The following is a 14334-nucleotide window of genomic DNA, read 5'->3' as shown; positions in this document are numbered from 1 at the left end:
AAGCCTTTGGAGGAGAACAGATGAACACGCTTGCGAATTTCTTCATGCGGATCATGAGCCGCTACATGCCCGACCCGCTGGTCGTGGCGATCATCCTGACCGCGCTGACCATTGTCTTTGCCATGCTGGGGCAGGGCTCCGGGTTCCTGGAAGTCACGCAGTACTGGGGCACCGATTTCTGGAGCCTGCTCGCCTTTACCATGCAGATGACGATCATTCTGCTGGCGGGCTATATCCTGGCCCGGACGCCGCTGGTGAACTGGCTGATGGACAAGCTGATTGCGCCGGTCACCACCCCGCGCGGGGCGATCATTGCCGCCACCATGATTGCGGGTGTGGCCACCTGGATGAACTGGGGCTTTGGTCTGGTGATCGGAACGCTGATCGCGCAGAAACTGGGGCACAAGGTCAAGGGTCTGCATTATCCGCTGGTGATTGCGGCGGGCTATTCGGGCTTTGCGATCTATGGCATCGGCCTGTCGGGTTCGGTGCCGTTGCTGATCAACACGCCCGGACACTTTCTGGAAGGCACCATCGGTCTGGTGCCGCTGTCCGAGACGATCTTTTCGCCGATCATGCTGATCACCAGCGCGCTGGTGGTGCTGACGCTGCCGTTCTTCAACGCGATGCTGCTGCCGAAAGATCCGGCTGACATTAAAGAGGTGAACGCCGCCGAGCAGGCGCAGGTGACAGAGCCGGATACAAGCCGCGACTCGATTGCCGAAAAGCTGAACAACAGCGTGATCATCGGGGTCGGCACCGGCTTGTTCGGGGTGCTGTATGCGGTTCAGTACCTGTGGAACGGCGGCGCGATCACGCTGAACTTTGTCAACACCGTGTTTCTGTTCCTGGGCATCCTGCTGTTTGTCACCCCCAACCGCTTTCTGGCGGCACTGAATGACGGGGTGAAAATCCTGGGCGGCGTGATCATCCAGTATCCGTTCTATGCCGGTATTCTGGGAATCCTGTCCGGCTCTGGCCTGATCGTGACCTTTGCCAGCTGGTTTGTCAGCATCTCGACCGCCGAGACGCTGCCGATCTGGTCGTTCATCTCGGCCGGTCTGATCAATATCTTTGTGCCGTCGGGTGGCGGGCAGTGGGTGATTCAGGGCCCGGTGATGATGGAGGCCGCGCGTCAGCTGGACGCGCCGATTGCGGCTACGGCCGTTGCCGTGCAGATCGGCGATCAGTGGACCAACATGGTGCAACCGTTCTGGCTGCTGCCGGCACTGGCAATCTCGGGTCTGAAGCTGCGCGACATCATGGGCTATATGGTGTTGATCCTGCTGTATCTGGGCGTGATCTTTGGCGGAGCCGTGGCGATCTGGGGCCAGATGGGGGCCTGATCTGATGCCATACATGATCGAGACATTCGACAAAGCCGAAGCCGGAGCGTTACGCCTCCGGCTTCGGCCCGCGCATCTGGAGTATCTGGAGGCGAACCGCCATCTGCTGCTGGCCTGCGGGGCCAAGCTGTCCGATGACGGGCAGGCGGCGAGCGGCGGGCTGTATCTGCTGGCGGTAGAAAGCCGGGCCGAGGCCGAGGCCTTTATCGCCGCCGACCCGTTTCATCAGGGCGATCTGTTCGAGCGGGTGTTCGTGACCCGCTGGCGGCAGGCCTATCTGGACCGGCGCAACACGCTGAATGAGGGATAATATGCTCTATCAGGTTGAAATGACCGTTCTTCTGCCGACGGATATGCCCGAGGCCGAAGCGGCCGGGATCAAGGCGCGCGAAAAGGCCTATGCGCAGGATCTGCAGCAGCAAAAGATCTGGCGGCACATCTGGCGGATTGCCGGGTCGTACAAGAACCTGTCGATCTTTGACTGCCGCGACAACGCGCATCTGCACGAGGTGCTGACCGGATTGCCGCTTTATCCTTGGATGAAGATCGAGGTGGTGCCGCTGTGCCGTCACCCGTCGTCGATCCACGAGGATGACAGGTGACGCAGACCGCTGTCATCACCGGGGGCGCGCGGGGAATCGGGGCGGCAATCACCGCGCGGCTGGCGGCAGATGGCTTTCGGACCATCGTGCTGGATATCGCCCGGCCCGAAGGGCAACCCGACCAGTTTGTGCAGGTGGATCTGTCGGATGCCGAAGCCGCCGTCGCGGTGGCGGCTGCGATTGCGGCGGCAGAGCCGGTGAGCTGTCTGGTCAACAATGTCGGGCTGGTCGCCCCGGCGGCGCTGGAAGATGTGGCGCTGGACGACTTTGACCGGCTGTTCCACATCAATCTGCGGACCTCCTTGATCTGCGCGCAGGCCTTTGTGCCGGGGATGAAGGCGGCGGGGCAGGGCCGGATCGTGATGAACACCAGCCGGGTCACTTTGGGCAAGGAATTGCGCACGCTGTATGGCGCGACCAAGGGTGCTGCGCAGGCGATGGCGCGGACCTGGGCGCTGGAACTGGCGCCCTATGGGATCACGGTGAACTGTGTCGCCCCCGGGCCGATCGGCACGCAGGCGTTCTGGGGCAACAACCCGCCCGATGCGCCGCTGACCCGCAAGATCATCGACAAGGTGCCGGTGCGGCGGATGGGCGAGCCGGAGGATGTGGCGAATGCGGTGGCGTTCTTTTGCGCGCCCGCCGCCGGTTTTGTGACCGGGCAGACGCTGTTTGTCTGTGGCGGGGTGACCGTGGGCCTGTCCGGCGACTGAGCGCAGCCGCCGGACGCGCCGCAGTCAGGCCAAGTGCTGCTTGAGCAGCGTTGCAAACGCGTCGGGCTGCTCGACACACGGCAGGTGGCCCGCATCCGCGATTTCGGCAAAGGCAGCGCCGGGGATGCGGTCTGCCATGGCGCGCACCAGCGCGGGCGGGGTCGAGGCATCGTCGCTGCCGACAACCACCAGCGTCTTTGCCGTGATCCGTGCCAGATCATCCGTGTAATCCGCATCGCGGATCGCGGCACAGACATCGGCATATCCCTGCGCCGGGGTCCGTTCCAGCATCATGCGCCACATCTGGAAATCCGGCGTCGCCGCATAGCCCGGGGCGAACCAGCGCGACAGGATCGCATCGGAAATCGAGGCGATGCCCTGATCCAGCACCGCCGCGATGCGCGGGTTCCAGATCTCGGGCGAGCCGATTTTGGCAGCGGTATCGGCCAGCACCAGATGCGGCATCGCATCCGGCCGGCGCAGGGCCAGCCGCTGCAGGATCAGGCCGCCCACCGACAGGCCCACGCCGACAAAGCGGTTGATGGTCAGATGATCCAGCAGCGCCTCGACATCATCTGCCATCGTCTCGATGGTCAGGCCGCTGCGCGCGACGCTGAGGCCATGGCCGCGCTTGTCATGGCGCAGGATGCCCCAGTCTGCGGGCAGGCGGGCGATGACCCGGTCCCAGACCCGCAGATCGGTGCCGAGCGAGTTGCCAAACACCAGCACCGGGGCCGCGCCCTGCGCGGGGCGGTAGCCAAAGTGCAGGCCATCGCAGGCGGTAAAGGTTTCGGAAGTCATGGTCGGCATGTCAGAGTCCTTCGGTCGCAATCGCCTCGATACTGGCGAGAAACAGGTTCAACGGCGGGCTTTCCCGGTCGCGGCGATAGATCAGGGCAATCGGGGCGGTTTTCGTGGTGTCGCGCAGCGGGCGGTAGACCACCCCCGGCAACAGCGCGTTGCGCATCGATTCCGGCACGATCGCCACCCCCAGCCCGGCCCCCACCAGCGCCACGATGGCAGCAAACTGCGGCGCGCGGTGCACGATGTTCGGCGTGATGCCCGCCTCGGCCCAGGCGGCATGGGCTGCGGCGGAAAAGCCGGTGTTGGGTGGCAGGTGGGTGGCGATGAAATCCGCGCCACCCAGATCGGACAGGCTGACCTCGGCCTCACCCGCGAGCGGATGGCCATCGGGCAGGGCGATCCAGAGCGCTTCGTGGTGCAGGGTGCGGGCGACGATTTCGGGTGGAATGTCGGGATAGGGCAGCCGCACCAGACCGACATCCAGATTGCCCGCCGCCACTTCGGGGAACTGGCGGTCCAGGTCCATCATCACAAGCCGCAGGTCGATCTGCGCTGCGCGTGAGCGGAAGTTGGCCAGAATGCGGGTCAGCACCCCGTTGAAGGCGACCGCGCCGACATAGCCCAGCGACAGCTCTCCCAGCAGCCCGCGCCCGGCGCGCAGGGCCACATCTTCGGCCCGCCGGGCATGGCGCACCACCGCGCGGGCATCGGGCAGGAGCAGCAGCCCCGCAGGCGAGATTAACACCTTGCGCCGGGTGCGGTCAAACAGCAGCGCGCCGACAATATCTTCCATTTGTTTCAGCTGCTGCGTAAGCTGGGGCTGCGATATGCCCAGACGCATCGCGGCACGTCCGAAATGCAGGTCTTCGGCCAGGGTGCACAGCAACTCATAGTGCTTTAACGTCAGCAATATATATCCCCTGCAAATTAATGCGTCTGCATAATTTGAATTATCAATAAGACATCTCGCCTTATGATTCAACAAACATGAGATGTTGACCGCAATTGGCAGGAGACCGGTGTTGCAGCCTTTTTCGCATCCGGCAGGACAGGTCTCAGAAATCTCCCGGTGCGCATTGCAGGCAGGTCAGCCCGGCGGCCCGCCAGAAAGCCACGACCGAGGCACGGTCGTCCACCACCAGCCAGGGCGCGTGGCCATCGGCACGGATACGCTCCAGCGCACGCGCCTTGGCATCGGGGTCGGGCAGTGCATCTTCATCGGGTTGGCGCAGGTAGATCGCGTCAAACGGGATGCCCGCGCGGTGCAGCCAGTCTTCGGTGCGGAGCTGCCAGCCTGCCGGGCGGCCAGAGCAGATGACGATGCCCTCACCCTGCGCCTTCAGATGCAGCAGCAGCCGCACGATGGGCAGGATCGCCGGGGCATCCGCCATGGCGTCGTGAAAATCATCCCAGCGTTTTTCCACCCCATGCACCAGATGACCCAGACGGTCGGCGTCAAAGGTGGCGAGGGTGCCATCGACATCAAAGATCACGCAGGTCATGGCAGACTCCGTTCTGCAAAAAGGGGGTGTTCCTGCCAGCTGCCACCTGATCCGGCACAAGGGGCGCGAAACAGCAGCGGGGTGGTGTTGGGCGCCGAAGGCCCGGTGAAATCGCCGCCGGTCAGGGCGCGGGCAGCCCGGATCACTCCGGAATGCGCAACGATGACCGGCAGCACGGCTTGCGCCTGATCCATGCACAGACTCAAGGCCCCGGCGATTCGCGTCAGCAACGGCTCCCAGCCTTCGCCACCCTCGGGGGTCGCGGTGCGCGGCGGTTGTTCTGCCAGTGGGCAAAGCTCAAACCGGCCCCAGTCACGTTCACGCAGATCCGGCACCACCTGCGCCGGTTGGCCGGGAAAGGCCAGCGCCGCAGTGGTGCGTGCCCGCTCCTGCGGGCTGGTGAAGACCGCGATGGCAGCGGGCCAGGGATGACGCGCCAGCGCCTTGGCGGCAGCCAGACCTGCCGGAGTCAGCCGAGACTCTGCCCGCCCGGCGATCAGGCCGTCGCGATTGGCCTCGGTCTCGCCATGGCGGATCAGGCAGAAATCTTGCGTCGGCAGGATCATAGCCGCGTCCGTCCGCCAAGGGTCAGGGTCGCCGTCAGATCATCCTCCAGCAGATAATCCTCGGGGCTGGTGCAGAACAGCGGCGCAAAGCGCCGTGCCCCCAGCCGGTCCAGCATCCGCTTCTGGTCGCCCAGCGGCGGATGCACGTTCCAGCGCGCAAATTGCCCGCCATGCGCCGCGATGGCGCGGGCATGCGCGGTCATGTGGCCGGTGAACACCACAATACCGCGCTGACCCAGAGCGCCGCTGTCGCGCCAGTCCTGAACAATACGCCAGGCCATGCCACCATCGGCGTTGGGCGTGTCGCAGATCAGGAATCGCGCTGCCGGATCAAAGGGTGCTGCGATCACCGGGGCCAGCCGCTGTGCGGCGGGGCCAAGGGTGCCGCTGGCCAGAGCCTCGCGCAGCGCTGTGCGGCAGGCATCGTCCAGTGTGACGGGGCCATGATCGAGCAGATGCAGGGCCAGTTCCCCCGCCCGCCCCGAGGGGGGGACCGGAAACAACGCCTGCGCCTCGGGCTCCAGCCGGGCCAGAACCGCATCCAGCACCCGCTTGCGCGCCCCTTGCCCAGTGGCGTCGCGGTTGTAAGAGGCATCGATCAACGCGGTTTCTGCAGGGGGCGGCGTGTCAAAGGCGAACCAGTCGGATTCCTCGGACCAGTCGCCGGAATAGAACAGCCCGCCCTGCCCAAGCGCGACATGCAGCCAGACCCCACCAAGCGCATGGCCGTTGCGCCCGGTGGTCACGGCGATGCCGTCGATCAGGGTCAGGCCGCAGTCCGGCAGCAACCGCAGATCAACGCCGGGCGGCAGCGCCCTTGCAGTCTGTGCCGTGGCATGGATCGGCAGGCCCGCGCGCACCGCATGGGCCGCGCCACCGATGTGGTCAACATGGTCGTGGGTCACGAAAACCGCATCCGCTCCGTCCAGCCAGCGGGGCTGGAACGGCGAATTCGCTTCGGGCCCAAAGCCAACATCCAGAATCCACAGCCGCTGCCCGGTCCAGAGCCGGATGCAGGCCGGTCCCTTTTCGCCCAGCCCGGACAGCACTTCGATCCACGGGTGGGTGCCGCGATCCTGCACCACGTTTTGCTGGGTCATGTGATCACGCATGGTGCAGCTCCGGCAAAAGGGCCGTTGTGGCCGGATCGCGAAAGGCCCAAGGGCTGCCCAAAGACAGGCGCAGCGCGTCGCCCGGACGGGCGCGGTGCGGGGCATGGGCGATCAGTGTCTCGCCCTCGGTTTCCAGCACCAGCCGGAAACGGCCGCCCTGATAGGTGCAGGCGCTGACTCGGGCGGCAAGACTACCGTCGGGGTCTATGCGCAATTGTTCCGGGCGGATGCAGACATGCGTGGGCTGTGCCGTGGCCGTCTGCGCCATGATACGCTGGCCCAAGGCCTCGACCATCAGCCTGCCGCCCTGCGGGCTGCCCGCCGCCGTCACCGCGACCACCGCCCCATCGCCGACGAAACCGGCGACAAAGCAATCCTGCGGACGATCATACAATGCCTCAGGGGTGGCGAACTGCCGGATGCGTCCGCCTTGCATCACCGCCACGCGGTCCGCCAGTGCCAGTGCTTCGGTCTGGTCATGGGTCACATACAGCATCGTCGCCCCGGTGCGGCGGTGAAAGGCGCTGAACGCCTCTTGCATCGCGGCCCGCAGCGACAGATCCAGATTGGCCAGCGGCTCATCCAGCAGCACGGCGCGCGGATCGGCCACCAGACAGCGCGCCAGCGCCACCCGTTGCCGTTGCCCGCCCGATAGCTGCGCAGGCGCACGATCGGCAAAGGCGGTGAGCCCTGTCACCGCCAGCGCCTCGGCCACACGACGCTTGCGCTCGGGCGCGGGCAGGCGGCGCACCTCCAGCGGATAGGCCACATTGCCGGCCACCGTCATATGCGGCCACAGGGCATAGGACTGGAACACGATACCGATATTGCGCGCCTCGGGCGGGACGAACTGGCCGGGGCCGGCCAGCTGCTGCCCGTTCAGGGTGATGCTGCCACGATCCGGCACCTCGAACCCTGCGGTCAGCCGCAGCAGCGTGGTCTTGCCACAGCCCGAGGGCCCCAGCAGCGCCACAAATTCGCCTTTGGCGATGTCGGCGCTGATGTCATCCAGCGCGGGCGTGCCCGCAAACAGTTTCGACACGTTGGAAAAGCTCAACCCTGCCATGGCACGGCTCCTTTTGGCAGACGGGCGGCAGCAAGCTGCACGATCCCCATGAGAAGGATGACAAGACCCACGATGGAGGCGGCGAGTGCCGAGGCCATCACCGTGTCGCCGCTGTCTTCCAGATTGAAGATGACCACGCCCAGGGTTTCGGTCCCCCCCGCCCAGAGCAGCGCCGATACGGTCAGCTCGTTGACCGCTGTCAGGAACACGAGGATCGCACCCGCCCCTGCCGCAGGGGCGGCCAGCGGCAGGACGATGGTGCGCAAACGGCGGCCCAGATGCGCGCCCGCACTGGCGGCGGCCTCTTCCATCGCGGGGTCGAGCTGGCCGATGGCCGCCTGCACCGGGCGCAGCATGACGACCAGAAAGCGCGACAGATAGGCCAGCAGGATGATGGTCAATGTGCCGTAAAGCGTGATGCCAAAGGGCAGCCGCACAAAGGCCAGAATGCAGGCGATGGCCAGCACCACCCCCGGCAGCGCATAGGGCAGATCGACCAGCACATCGACGGTGCGGGTCAGCCGCGACGGACGCCGTGACATGATCCACGCCAGCGGAATGGCCACCGCCATCAGGATCAACGCCGCCGACCCTGCCAGCAGCAGCGAATTGGCATAGGCCCGGCGGGTGACGGGTTGATTCAGCAACACCTCGGCCCAGGCTTTCAGCGTGGCGGTCTCCAGCGTCAGCGGCACGCCGTATGCCGGAATCAGCGAGGTGGCGAGCAGCGCCAGCAAGGGCAGCACCAGCACCAGCGCGATGAAGGCCCACAGCAGCGCCTCAACCACCGGGCGGGCCCCGCCCAATGACAGCGACAGCGGTTGTGACGACAGACCAACCAACCCATAAGCCCGGCGTCTCAGCATCAGCCGCCCGGCCAATACGCCAAGAACAGCCACCGTGCCGATCAGCAGCGCCAGCACCGCCACCTCGGGCAGCACCGCTTGCCCCATCCCCGCCAGACGCTGATAGATCAGCGTGGGCAGGGTGGAATAGCGCGCGGGAATGCCGAGCATCGCCGGAATCCCGAAATTGCCAAGCGCGGTCACAAAGGTCATCGCGGCCCCGGCGGCAAGGCTTGGCAGGCTCAGCGGCAGCACGATCTGCGCCCAGACCCGAGCGCCGCGTGCGCCCGAAATCCGCGCCGCCTCGACCAGATCGCCGGGGATCATGCGCAGCCCGGCCCGCAGGGTCAGAAAGACGATGGCCGCATGCTGGATGCCCAGCAGCACCGCGATGCCCCAGGCGGAATGCAGGGGCTGTGGACTGCCCAGCGGTGGGGCAAGCCCCAGCGTTTTCAGCAACACCGACGACGGCCCGGTGACCTGCATCCAGGCCAGTGCCGTGATCTGTGGCGGGATCATCATCGGGATCATCAGGCAGAACACCAGCGCCGACTTGGCGCGGATATCCGTCAGCGCCACGACAAAGGCAAAGCTGGCGCCGATGACAATAGAGATCAACGTCCCCGCCCCGGCCGTGATCAGAGAATGCTGCAGCGCGGTCAGTGTGCTGGGCCGGGTCAGCACGGCTGCGGCATGGTCCAGTGTCAGGCCGGAGCCAAAGCCAAACGCCTCGGCCAGCAGCCGCAGCACCGGACCCAACGCAATCAGCACCACCGGCAGCAGCAGCCACGGCATCAGCCGGTCCCCGGACCGGCTGATGTGAGTATTCCGGGCGATCGTGGTCATTGAACGCCGAACATCTCGGCAAAGCGGGCCTTGTTGGTCTCGGTATCCGCCAGCGCCTTGGCGGCATCAAAGTCCATCAGCTTCAGGCTGTCGCGTGCCGGAAAGCCTTCGGAGCTGGCGACACCGTTGCGGGCCGGGATGTACCCCATGTCGGCCACCAGTTGCTGACCCGCCTCGGACAGCACGAAATCGACGAAGCTTTGCGCGCCAGCCATATTGTCCGACCCGGCCATGATCGCGACCGGCTCGGTCACATAGGTCACCCCTTCGGCGGGGAACACAAATTCGACCGGCGAGCCATCGGCCTTGGCGCGCAGGGCCATGTAGTCGACCAGAATGCCATAGGGTTTTTCGCCCGAGGCAACGGCCTTGAACACGCCGCCATTGCCACCATCGGCCAGCAGGTCATTGGCGGCCAGCGCCTCGTAATGCGCCCAGCCCAGATCGGGGTTGGTGGTCAGCGCCGCCAGATGGATCAGCGCGGCCCCGGAATAGAGCGGCGAGGGCGAGGCGACGAGGCCCTTGTATTCGGGCTTTTCCAGATCGGCCCAGGAGGTCGGAATGTTCGTCGCGGCGGTGTTGTAGACGATGCCCGTGGTGATGAGCTTGGTCGAATGGTAGAAGCCGTCGGCACTGTACAGCGCCGGATCATAGGCCGCCGCCTCGGGCGAGGCGTAGGCGGCCAGCTTGCCCTGTTGGGCCAGACCTTCCAGCGTGACGGTGTCGGCGATCAGCAGCACGTCAGGCTGCGCCGCACCAGCCGCCATCTCGGCGGCGAGGCGGGTCATCAGCTGCGTGGTTCCGTCGCGGACCCATTCCACCGTGATGTCCGGATGGGCCGCCTGAAAGGCATCGACGGTCTTTTGCGCATCCTCATTCGGCTGCGAGGTATAAAGTGTCAGCGTCTCGGCCTGGGCTGCGAGCGGCAGCGCCAACGGCAGGATCAAAGCAAGGGCAAGGCGGGACATAAGGAATCTCCGGTCTGACTGTTTTCGAACGAAACCAAATGGCCTCGCTGTGAGCCGCAGATACAGGCGGAGTATGACGGTCAGGTGACATTTAATCCATGATTTACCGAAATTTTCGACTTGGAGACTGAGGTCGTGCAGGGTAATCTGGTCAAAATCAATTTTCGGAAGAAAATGAAACACACCGACGTAGCCCGACGGCACGACCGTATTCTGAGCCTGCTGGCCAGCCATGCCAGCCTGTCGGCGGCGGCGCTGGCAGAGCTGTTGGGCGTCACGGTGCAGACCGTCCGCACCGATCTGCGCCTGCTGGACGAAGCGGGGACAATCCGCCGCCGTCACGGTGCGGCCCATCTGCTGACGCCGGGCGACAACATCGGTTATCAGCCCCGCCAGGCCCTGTCGCGCGACGAAAAGGCTCGCATCGGCGCAGCGGTGGCCGATATCATCCCGCCCGGCGCCAGTGTGGCGCTGGGCACCGGCACCACAGTAGAAGCGGTGGCCCGCGCACTGGCGCGGCACGAAGGGCTGACGGTATTCACCAACAGCATCCATGCCGTGCTGGCCCTGCATCTGGCACCCCGGATCGCGGTGTCGCTGGCCGGCGGGGCGGTGCGGTTGCGCGATCTGGATTTCATCGGATCGGAAAGTGTTGAGTTTTTCGCCCGCGTCCGCGCCGATTTTGCGGTGTTCAGCGTGGGCGGGATCGGCCCTGCCGGCGACCTGCTGGATTTCAACATGGAAGAGGTGCGCGCCCGCCGTGCCATTTCTGACTGCGCACGCCACCGCATTCTTGTGGCGGACGGATCAAAGATCGGGCGGGCAGCGCCGCATGCCCATGGGCGACTGTGGGCCGCAGACACTGTGGTCTGCAGCGGCGATCTGCCCGAAGAGGTGGGGCAAGAGATGCGTCTGGCCGGTCGCCGGTTGGTGCGCGCCTGAACGGGCGCCTGCGCGGGAACCAGCCGCTCGCCGCCCTTACCGGTCGCCGACGTGTGTCCGTGTCCGGCCTACCGGCAAGACCTCAGCCCCTGTCTGAACACATCCAGAGTGGACAGGCGCTGCGTTGCGCGAACTCTGATCCGGATGTTGCGTGCTTTATTGTGCAGGTGTCAGACGGAAAACCGGGAGCCAAGCCTGAGCCAACGTTTCGCACAATACAGACCTTGATGACAGAACTCGTCTTTCATATCCGGATGCAAGACATGAGACTTTCTGGTGATCCCGACAGGACTTGAACCTGTAACCTGCCCCTTAGGAGGGGGCTGCTCTATCCAGTTGAGCCACGGGACCACGCTTGTTCTTCATGCGGAAAAATGCTGGTGGATTCAAGCAGGGACTTGGTGCAGCTGGTGTTTGCGCGGGGGAAAGAAAAAGGGGGAGTGAGTTTTGGCCCACCACTCCCCCTCCGGGTCCGTCGCGTCTGGGTTGAGAGCTTGCAGGACGCGCAGGATACCATTGGCCATCAAGGGGCCTGTTAGCGTTAACATAGCAATCGAATCGGGCTTGGACAAGTGCTGTGTTTGGCGCTAACAAGAAAAGGCATTCGCCGCAGAAGGCCGTATCCATTGGCAAAGCCCGTTGTCCCCGATCCCCGCCGCACCCTGACCCTGCGCGATGTCTCTGAAGCGTCGGGCGTCAGTGAAATGACCGTCAGTCGTGTATTGCGCAACCGGGGCGATGTGTCAGACAGCACGCGCGAGCGGGTGCTGGAGGCGGCACGACGACTGGGCTATGTGCCCAACAAGATTGCGGGGGCTCTGGCGAGCCAGCGGGTCAATCTGGTCGGGGTGATCATTCCGTCCTTGTCGAATATGGTTTTCCCCGAGGTGATGACCGGTATTTCCGATGTGCTGGAGGATACCGGCTTGCAGCCTGTGGTGGGGGTGACGAACTACCTGCCGGAGCGGGAAGAATCGGTGATCTACGAGATGCTCAGCTGGCGGCCGTCCGGGCTTATTCTGGCCGGGCTGGAGCATAGTGAGGCCAGTCAGGCGATGCTGGCGCAGGCCGGGGTGCCGGTGGTCGAGATCATGGATATTGACGGCACACCGGTGGATTCCGCCGTGGGGATTTCGCATCGCCGCGCCGGGCGACAGATGGCCGAGGCGATTGTGGCGGCCGGATATCGGCGGATCGCGTTTCTGGGCACCCAGATGCCAAATGATCATCGCGCCAAAAAGCGGCTTGCCGGTTTCGAGGAGGCCCTGGGACGTGAAGGGCTGCAACTGGCAGACCGGGAATTTTATTCGGGCGGATCGGCGTTGCTCAAGGGGCGCGAGATGACCGAAGCCGTGCTCAAACGCAGCCCGGATGTGGATTTTCTGTATTATTCCAATGACATGATTGGCGCGGGCGGTTTGCTGTATTGTCTGGATCAGGGCATTGATGTGCCGGGGCGCGTGGGCCTGGCAGGGTTTAACGGCGTGGAGCTGCTCGACGGTCTGCCCAGACGGTTGGCGACGATGGATGCCTGCCGTCTCGATATCGGGCGGCTGGCCGCCGAGATCATCGCGGGCAAGCGGCCCGACGGGATTGTCGGCGGCGAGATCATCGAGCTGACGCCGACCCTGCAGCCGGGCGATACGATCCGCAAAACCTAAGCCGGCGGCACGAGCCGTTTGATCGCCGCCACATGGTCGGCGCTGGCCGCCATCGAGTCTGCGGCAAGGCTCTGCGCTTCGTGCAGCAGATTTTCGGGTGGGGTGAGTCGATCAACCAACCCCCAGCTCAACGCCTCGGCGGCATCAATACGGGCGCCGCCCATCAGGATCATCTTTGTGCGGGCCGGGCCGATCAGGGCCGTCATGCGGCGCGGGTCTGTGGGTTGCGGCAGAAAGCCCAGCTTCATCACCGGATAAAATAACTTGGCTGCGGGCACAGCCAGCCGAACATCACAGGCCAGCACCATGCCCATCGCGCCCCCGGCCAGCGTGCCGTTAAGCGCGGCAATGGTCAGGCAGGGCAGACCGGCCACCCGAGCCGACAGCCGTTCCCAGACCGGATCTATCGCAAGGCCGGCGCGGGCGTCATCCAGATCGGCCCCGGCAGAAAACACATTCCCGGCCCCGGTCAGGATCACGGCGCGCACGCCTTTGAGTTCGGCATGGGCCAGGGCGGCATCCATCTCTTCCAGCATCAGCCGGGTGAGGGAATTGGCCTTGTCCGGACGGTTGAGGGTCAGGGTCAGCAGGCGGCCTTCGAGTTCGACATTGATCATTCAATCACTCCTATCGCGCGGCGGATGCTTTCGTCGCGCAGCTTCACTTCTTCACCCAGCCAGGGGTCACCGCCCGGACCGCACATCCAGAGCAGGCATTTGGCGGGCCATTCAGCGGGGATGTGAACGGCGGGATCAAGCGCCGAAACGGGGTTGATCCCGCTGGCCTTTATCCTGATCTGCATTTCTGTGGCGACCGTTCCCGGCGACAGGCCCATGATGCGCAAACCGTTGCCCCCCTCCTCCAGATGAGCGGCGCGGGTCAGCATCGCTGCACCGGCCTTGGCGGCACAATAGGCGCTCCACCCTTCATAAGGGTTACTGGCCGCGCCCGAACTGATGGTGATGATGGTGCCGCCGCCTGCGGCCTTCATCACCGGGATTGCAGCCCGCATGCCGTGGAACACGCCCTTGAGATTGACATCGACCGACTGGCCCCAGCTGTCGGCATCGGCGTCTTCCAGCCGCGCAATCGGGTCGATCATGCCTGCATTGTTGATCAGCGCATCCAGCCGCCCCCAACGCGACAGCACGGTCTGAACGGCGGCTTGCATTGCACCCTGGTCGGCCACATCACAGGGCAGCGCCATGGCAGCCGCACCGATCTGCTCGGACAGGGCAGAAATCTCGCGCTCTGATCGGGCCAAAAGCGCCACGCGCCAGCCTGCGGCCGCAAATTCGCGTGCGGCTGCGGCCCCGATTCCCCGGCTGGCACCCGTGATGATGACGGTCTTTTCACTCATG

At 64.9% G+C, this 14334-nt stretch carries 16 protein-coding genes and 1 tRNA gene; 6 read left to right on the top strand and 11 right to left on the bottom strand.

Going from position 1 to position 14334, the window contains the following annotated elements; genetic code table 11:
* Positions 1-20 precede the first annotated feature (20 nt).
* Genes J2X53_RS05840 through J2X53_RS05825 form a run of 4 tightly spaced genes read left to right on the top strand, consistent with a single transcriptional unit; the run spans position 21 to position 2661 of the window.
* The gene (locus J2X53_RS05840) at positions 21-1346 is read left to right on the top strand and encodes a TIGR00366 family protein (protein WP_349036538.1); all 1326 of its coding nucleotides are present in this window, start codon (positions 21-23) and stop codon (positions 1344-1346) included.
* 13 nt (positions 1347-1359) lie between these two features.
* Entirely contained in the window at positions 1360-1656 is a 297-nt protein-coding gene (locus tag J2X53_RS05835; RefSeq protein WP_349036537.1) for a YciI family protein, read from the top strand.
* A 1-nt stretch (position 1657) separates the two neighbouring features.
* Positions 1658-1948: a muconolactone Delta-isomerase gene (catC, locus tag J2X53_RS05830; RefSeq protein WP_349036536.1), complete on the top strand. Its 291-nt coding sequence runs from the start codon at positions 1658-1660 to the stop codon at positions 1946-1948.
* The gene (locus J2X53_RS05825; RefSeq protein ID WP_349036535.1) at positions 1945-2661 is read left to right on the top strand and encodes an SDR family oxidoreductase; all 717 of its coding nucleotides are present in this window, start codon (positions 1945-1947) and stop codon (positions 2659-2661) included. Before catC ends, J2X53_RS05825 begins: the two co-directional genes overlap by 4 nt.
* A 24-nt stretch (positions 2662-2685) precedes the next feature.
* Here J2X53_RS05825 and pcaD read toward each other — a convergent pair whose 3' ends face one another.
* The 8 genes from pcaD to J2X53_RS05785 all read right to left on the bottom strand — a co-directional run bounded on the left by pcaD (position 2686) and on the right by J2X53_RS05785 (position 10370).
* Positions 2686-3471: a 3-oxoadipate enol-lactonase gene (gene pcaD / locus J2X53_RS05820; protein ID WP_349036534.1), complete on the bottom strand. Its 786-nt coding sequence runs from the start codon at positions 3469-3471 to the stop codon at positions 2686-2688.
* Between the two features lies 1 nt (position 3472).
* Positions 3473-4375 (bottom strand): LysR family transcriptional regulator, encoded by a 903-nt coding sequence (locus J2X53_RS05815; RefSeq protein ID WP_349036533.1) that lies wholly within the window; start codon positions 4373-4375, stop codon positions 3473-3475.
* A 145-nt stretch (positions 4376-4520) separates the two neighbouring features.
* Positions 4521-4967, bottom strand: coding sequence for an HAD family acid phosphatase (locus J2X53_RS05810; protein ID WP_349036532.1), 447 nt, complete (start codon positions 4965-4967; stop codon positions 4521-4523).
* Positions 4964-5533, bottom strand: coding sequence for a histidine phosphatase family protein (locus J2X53_RS05805; RefSeq protein ID WP_349036531.1), 570 nt, complete (start codon positions 5531-5533; stop codon positions 4964-4966). Before J2X53_RS05805 ends, J2X53_RS05810 begins: the two co-directional genes overlap by 4 nt.
* The gene (locus J2X53_RS05800; RefSeq protein WP_349036530.1) at positions 5530-6645 is read right to left on the bottom strand and encodes an MBL fold metallo-hydrolase; all 1116 of its coding nucleotides are present in this window, start codon (positions 6643-6645) and stop codon (positions 5530-5532) included. The genes J2X53_RS05805 and J2X53_RS05800 overlap by 4 nt, the downstream gene beginning before the upstream one ends.
* Positions 6638-7711, bottom strand: a complete 1074-nt coding sequence (locus tag J2X53_RS05795) for an ABC transporter ATP-binding protein (protein WP_349036529.1) — start codon at positions 7709-7711, stop codon at positions 6638-6640. The genes J2X53_RS05800 and J2X53_RS05795 overlap by 8 nt, the downstream gene beginning before the upstream one ends.
* Positions 7699-9402 carry an iron ABC transporter permease gene (locus J2X53_RS05790; RefSeq protein ID WP_349036528.1) on the bottom strand — a complete coding sequence of 568 codons (1704 nt, stop codon included), beginning with the start codon at positions 9400-9402 and terminating at the stop codon, positions 7699-7701. The genes J2X53_RS05795 and J2X53_RS05790 overlap by 13 nt, the downstream gene beginning before the upstream one ends.
* Positions 9399-10370: an ABC transporter substrate-binding protein gene (locus J2X53_RS05785; RefSeq protein WP_349036527.1), complete on the bottom strand. Its 972-nt coding sequence runs from the start codon at positions 10368-10370 to the stop codon at positions 9399-9401. Before J2X53_RS05785 ends, J2X53_RS05790 begins: the two co-directional genes overlap by 4 nt.
* 174 nt (positions 10371-10544) lie before the next feature.
* On the opposite strand from J2X53_RS05785, the gene J2X53_RS05780 reads away from it, so the two are divergent.
* The gene (locus J2X53_RS05780; RefSeq protein ID WP_349036526.1) at positions 10545-11312 is read left to right on the top strand and encodes a DeoR/GlpR family DNA-binding transcription regulator; all 768 of its coding nucleotides are present in this window, start codon (positions 10545-10547) and stop codon (positions 11310-11312) included.
* 274 nt (positions 11313-11586) lie between these two features.
* Here J2X53_RS05780 and J2X53_RS05775 read toward each other — a convergent pair.
* Positions 11587-11663: transfer RNA gene (locus J2X53_RS05775), tRNA-Arg, on the bottom strand.
* 353 nt (positions 11664-12016) lie between these two features.
* Here J2X53_RS05775 and J2X53_RS05770 point away from each other — a divergent pair.
* Positions 12017-12973, top strand: a complete 957-nt coding sequence (locus J2X53_RS05770) for a LacI family DNA-binding transcriptional regulator (RefSeq protein WP_349036849.1) — start codon at positions 12017-12019, stop codon at positions 12971-12973.
* Here J2X53_RS05770 and J2X53_RS05765 read toward each other — a convergent pair.
* Together J2X53_RS05765 and J2X53_RS05760 are read right to left on the bottom strand one after the other, a co-directional pair.
* Positions 12970-13590: an enoyl-CoA hydratase/isomerase family protein gene (locus J2X53_RS05765; protein WP_349036525.1), complete on the bottom strand. Its 621-nt coding sequence runs from the start codon at positions 13588-13590 to the stop codon at positions 12970-12972. The genes J2X53_RS05770 and J2X53_RS05765 overlap by 4 nt on opposite strands.
* Positions 13587-14333: an SDR family oxidoreductase gene (locus tag J2X53_RS05760; RefSeq protein ID WP_349036524.1), complete on the bottom strand. Its 747-nt coding sequence runs from the start codon at positions 14331-14333 to the stop codon at positions 13587-13589. The genes J2X53_RS05765 and J2X53_RS05760 overlap by 4 nt, the downstream gene beginning before the upstream one ends.
* Position 14334 lies beyond the last annotated feature (1 nt).

This window comes from Pseudotabrizicola sp. 4114, from assembly GCF_031457365.1.
Classification (GTDB): domain Bacteria; phylum Pseudomonadota; class Alphaproteobacteria; order Rhodobacterales; family Rhodobacteraceae; genus Pseudotabrizicola.
This window is presented reverse-complemented; position numbering and strand designations above follow the sequence as displayed.

Excerpts from the sequence above, each read along its gene's own strand:
- J2X53_RS05840 (WP_349036538.1), top strand. The coding sequence starts at position 21 with ATGAACACGCTTGCGAATTTCTTCATGCGGATCATGAGCCGCTACATG.
- J2X53_RS05835 (WP_349036537.1), top strand. The coding sequence starts at position 1,360 with ATGATCGAGACATTCGACAAAGCCGAAGCCGGAGCGTTACGCCTCCGG.
- catC (WP_349036536.1), top strand. The coding sequence starts at position 1,658 with ATGCTCTATCAGGTTGAAATGACCGTTCTTCTGCCGACGGATATGCCC.
- pcaD (WP_349036534.1), bottom strand. The coding sequence starts at position 3,471 with ATGCCGACCATGACTTCCGAAACCTTTACCGCCTGCGATGGCCTGCAC.
- J2X53_RS05810 (WP_349036532.1), bottom strand. The coding sequence starts at position 4,967 with ATGACCTGCGTGATCTTTGATGTCGATGGCACCCTCGCCACCTTTGAC.
- J2X53_RS05805 (WP_349036531.1), bottom strand. The coding sequence starts at position 5,533 with ATGATCCTGCCGACGCAAGATTTCTGCCTGATCCGCCATGGCGAGACC.
- J2X53_RS05800 (WP_349036530.1), bottom strand. The coding sequence starts at position 6,645 with ATGCGTGATCACATGACCCAGCAAAACGTGGTGCAGGATCGCGGCACC.
- J2X53_RS05795 (WP_349036529.1), bottom strand. The coding sequence starts at position 7,711 with ATGGCAGGGTTGAGCTTTTCCAACGTGTCGAAACTGTTTGCGGGCACG.
- J2X53_RS05790 (WP_349036528.1), bottom strand. The coding sequence starts at position 9,402 with ATGACCACGATCGCCCGGAATACTCACATCAGCCGGTCCGGGGACCGG.
- J2X53_RS05785 (WP_349036527.1), bottom strand. The coding sequence starts at position 10,370 with ATGTCCCGCCTTGCCCTTGCTTTGATCCTGCCGTTGGCGCTGCCGCTC.
- J2X53_RS05780 (WP_349036526.1), top strand. The coding sequence starts at position 10,545 with ATGAAACACACCGACGTAGCCCGACGGCACGACCGTATTCTGAGCCTG.
- J2X53_RS05770 (WP_349036849.1), top strand. The coding sequence starts at position 12,017 with ATGACCGTCAGTCGTGTATTGCGCAACCGGGGCGATGTGTCAGACAGC.
- J2X53_RS05765 (WP_349036525.1), bottom strand. The coding sequence starts at position 13,590 with ATGATCAATGTCGAACTCGAAGGCCGCCTGCTGACCCTGACCCTCAAC.
- J2X53_RS05760 (WP_349036524.1), bottom strand. The coding sequence starts at position 14,333 with ATGAGTGAAAAGACCGTCATCATCACGGGTGCCAGCCGGGGAATCGGG.